Source organism: Methylophaga sp. UBA5088 (assembly GCF_002414625.1).
GTDB lineage: Bacteria > Pseudomonadota > Gammaproteobacteria > Nitrosococcales > Methylophagaceae > Methylophaga > Methylophaga marina.
In genome coordinates this window covers 1-3,978 of the sequence record NZ_DIAC01000022.1, presented here as the reverse complement: position 1 = coordinate 3,978, position 3,978 = coordinate 1, and the positions used below count along the sequence as shown (strand labels likewise).

At 44.3% G+C, this 3,978-nt stretch carries 4 protein-coding genes; 3 read left to right on the top strand and 1 reads right to left on the bottom strand.

The annotated features are described in order from the left end of the window. Positions 1-636 (bottom strand): dihydroxy-acid dehydratase (locus tag B4K20_RS02795; RefSeq protein WP_289281800.1); only part of this gene is annotated, 636 nt, incomplete at its 3' end. Positions 637-977: 341 nt separating this feature from the next. Between B4K20_RS02795 and trmB the strand changes: the two genes are divergently transcribed. The 3 genes from trmB to B4K20_RS02780 form a co-directional block, all read left to right on the top strand. Further along, the gene (gene trmB / locus B4K20_RS02790) at positions 978-1,667 is read left to right on the top strand and encodes a tRNA (guanosine(46)-N7)-methyltransferase TrmB (protein ID WP_286304975.1); all 690 of its coding nucleotides are present in this window, start codon (positions 978-980) and stop codon (positions 1,665-1,667) included. Between the two features lie 84 nt (positions 1,668-1,751). Next, a complete protein-coding gene (locus tag B4K20_RS02785) occupies positions 1,752-2,981 on the top strand; it encodes an OmpP1/FadL family transporter (protein ID WP_289281799.1) in 1,230 nt (409 codons plus the stop codon). After that, positions 2,982-3,978, top strand: a 997-nt coding sequence (locus B4K20_RS02780) for an AMP-binding protein (protein WP_289281798.1), incomplete at its 3' end; no start/stop codon positions are given.

The window sequence follows — 3,978 nt, the reverse complement described above, 5'->3', positions numbered from 1 at the left end:
CTCAGCTTTCAGTAATTCGTCACGGCCTACTTTGCCTTCAGCATAAAGCTGACGAATACGTACTTTTTCTTTATTGGGTAAGCCGCTCGGCATAGGGCCAGCTGGAACGAAAACGGCCGGTAAATGACCGAAACTCAATGCACCAATCAACAGACCAGGGACAATTTTGTCACAAACACCGAGGTACATTGCCGCATCAAACATGTTGTGGCTTAGGCCAACAGCCGTCGCCATAGCGATAACGTCACGGCTGAAAAGTGAGAGTTCCATGCCGGGTTGACCCTGTGTAATACCATCACACATGGCTGGAACACCACCAGCAAACTGGGCTACCCCACCTGCTTCAGTGGCTGCTTTCTTGATGATTGCTGGGAAATCTTTGAACGGCTCATGCGCTGATAGCATGTCGTTGTAGGAAGAGATAATCGCAATATTGGCTTTTTGATCAGCAGCTAAGTCTGCTTTCTCTGACATCGAGCAGGCAGCAAATCCATGAGCTAAATTACCGCAGCCCAATACAGCACGATGAGGGCCTTTTTGAATTGCCTCATCAATACGGGCCAGGTAAATATCCCGTGTTTTTTTGCTTCTCTCGATGACGTCATTGGTGACGGCTTCTAAAACTGGATGAACCATACTTTCCTTCTCTCTTAAATGCTTTGCCTGAATATATGCAAAGATAATTGCGGGTTCGGGGTACCCTTAAGAATCTACGTAAAGACCCGATATTATAACGCTAATACTCATTTTTAGCACGCTGTTATCAAAAACTTACCCCGCAAATGCGCTATGAAAAAGTATCAAATTCTCATTATTATTATTTCAAACACGACGCAATATGGCAGAAATGCTGGCTGTGATGAACTTCACATTCTGCCTTTCAGCTGATGAGAAAGAGACAAAAAAGTTTTGCTCCTCGTGTTATCTAATAGCGCTTCAGGTATCATATCCGGCTTTAATTTTTTACCGAAAATACTATGACAACTGAAACAAAAGCGATGCGACAAATACGTAGTTTTGTTCGCCGTGAAGGCCGTCTGACACCCGGACAACAGCGCGCTCTGGATAATCACTGGCCCATTTTCGGTATTGAAGACGACACAGATTTATCTGATCTCAATGCCCTTTTTGGTCGCACCGCACCTAAAGTTATCGAAATAGGTTTCGGTAATGGTGCCTCATTGATTGAGATGGCTAAGAATCATCCAGATCATGACTATATAGGCATAGAGGTTCATCGTCCTGGTGTCGGTCAGTTACTCAAAGGTATCGACGATGAGCAGCTGAGCAATGTCCGGGTTGCTTGCACCGATGCTGTTCAACTTCTTAAACAGCGCATCAAAAATCAGGCTCTCGCCCGTGTTCAAATTTACTTTCCTGATCCGTGGCATAAAAAGCGCCACAACAAACGGCGAATTATCCAGCCTGAGTTTGTCAATGTCCTGGCAGACAAATTAGAACATGGTGGCCATTTACATCTGGCAACAGACTGGCAAGATTATGCGGAACAAATGCTTGCAGATGTCTCCTCCAATACTCGTTTTCAAAATACAAGCCACGACAATACTTACATCGAACGTCCTGATTACCGTCCCCTGACCAAATTTGAACAACGTGGTCATCGCTTGGGACATGGTGTCTGGGATTTGGTTTTTAAGCGGATATAAGCTGAGATTGATAAAAGCTTGCACCTGTCAGGTGCTTGAGATACTTTATCAACTTGTTCAAAAACCAGCTGCAAGTAATTGACTATGAAATTAAATATCCTAAAAGCACCCAGTTTCCTTTTACTCAGTACCATGAGCAGTGCTAGTTTTGGTGCAGGCTTCGCCATTATCGAGCAAAGTGTGACAGGCTTAGGAAGAGCTTTCGCCGGCAGTGCTGCAGCAGCTGAAGATGGCAGTACCGTCTTTTTTAATCCGGCCGGCCTGGTATATCTAAAACAAGCCGAGATGGACTTCGCACTTAACTACATAGCACCCAATACCGAATTCAATAACGACGGTACGAGCTCTCCAGCAAATGGGGGTGACTATGGTGATGCAGGTAACAATGCAGTTGTACCTAACTTTTACTTTGCGAAACCACTTAATGACAAAGTCGCAATCGGCTTTGGTGTGACGGCTCCTTTTGGCTTAGTCACTGAATATAACGAAAATTGGGTGGGCCGTTATTTTGCTGTGAAATCGGATCTCAAAACCATCAATTTCAATCCAAGCATTGCTTTCAAAGCGACAGATAAACTCTCTATTGGATTTGGTGTGAGTGCAGAATACATTGATCTCACACTGTCACAGATGACAGATCGATTTGGCGCTCCTGATCGAAAAGTAAAATTGGAAGCGGATGACTGGGGCTATGGTTATAACTTAGGCATTATGTATCAGATGACGCCGGAAACACGTCTGGCTCTAGCTTATCGCTCTAAAATTTCGCATACGCTTGAAGGGGACGGTAAAGTCACGACACCGATAGGCAAGATCGAACAAGATATTCAGGGCGATGTGGATTTACCAGAAACGCTCTCACTTGCTATCCATCATCAGCTCAATGATAAATGGTCCGTTATGGCTGATGCCACGATGACCCGTTGGAGCCGTTTTGAAGAGCTTGCTATTGAATCAGATGGTGGCGCCTTCACCAGTACCAAAGCAGAAGACTGGGATAACAGCATGCGATATGGGATTGGTTTGAATTATCAATACAGTGATAAATGGCAATTTCGTACAGGGATTGCCTACGATGAAACACCCGTTCCCAATGCCGAACGACGCACTGCGCGAATACCTGACAATGACAGAAAATGGTTAGCGATCGGCGCCACCTATAACTATTCTGACAATCTGGTTATCGATGCAGGCTATGCCCATTTATTTGCAAGCAATCCTTCGATAAGAGAGTCCGACGGAAGTCATAGTCTTAATGGTGATTATGATGTCAGTGTTGATTTGTTAGGAGTTCAACTTCGTTGGTTAATGTAAATGTCATTGGATACAACAGATTATATTTCTATAGCTTCTGCTCAGACTTTATACGGCCTATTCAGAGAGCGGCATAGAAAAACCCCCAACAGCACAGCCTATTCACATTTTTGTGCAGATACTCAACAGTGGCAAACCACCACTTGGTCAGAGGCTGCACAACAAATAGCTATCTGGCAACATGCACTGAAATCAGAAGGTCTGAGATCAGGCGACCGGGTCGCGTTAAATTTGAAAAATTGTCAGGAATGGGTGTTTTTCGATCAGGCAGCCTTAAGTCTTTGTCTCATTACAGTCCCACTCTACCCAGATGATCGGCCTGATAGCCTTGCTTTTATCTTGCAAGATGCTGATGTCAGATGTTTATTTTTACAAAACCAGCATCAATGGCAACGTCTGAAACCTTCGTTATCAGACGAACATCAACTCAAACGTGTGATTATCAAAACTACTGGTGAAAATATACTTGATGCACCAGCGGTATACATGAATGAATGGTTGAGAACGGATACTAACCCGGCCTTGATTGATTGGCAGGCAGATCCTCATCAATTAGCCACGATCATCTACACTTCAGGCACCACAGGTAAACCCAAGGGCGTTATGCTCAGTCATTATAATATTTTGTCTGTTGCCAGCGCTTCACTTGAGTGCTTTCAAGTTCGGTCAGATGATCTTTTTCTATCCTTTCTCCCCCTATCGCACACACTGGAGAGAACGGCCGGTTACTATTTACCCATGATGACAGGCGCTAGAGTGGCTTTTTCCAGAGGCATTCCACAATTAGCCAATGATATTCAAGAGCTGAAACCCTCTGTATTAATTGCTGTACCACGTATTTTTGAACGCATCTATCAACGTATACAGTCTTCTGTGTCATCACAGCCCTGGTACAAACGCTTATTGCTCAAATTGACATCTCATATAGGCTGGACATCTTTTCTCCACGCTCAACGTCGTCATCGCTGGTCTCCTTGTTTTCTATTCATGCCTGTAT

Bases quoted from the DNA above. Each gene is read 5' to 3' on its own strand.
- trmB (WP_286304975.1), top strand. From the start codon at position 978: ATGACAACTGAAACAAAAGCGATGCGACAAATACGTAGTTTTGTTCGC.
- B4K20_RS02785 (WP_289281799.1), top strand. From the start codon at position 1,752: ATGAAATTAAATATCCTAAAAGCACCCAGTTTCCTTTTACTCAGTACC.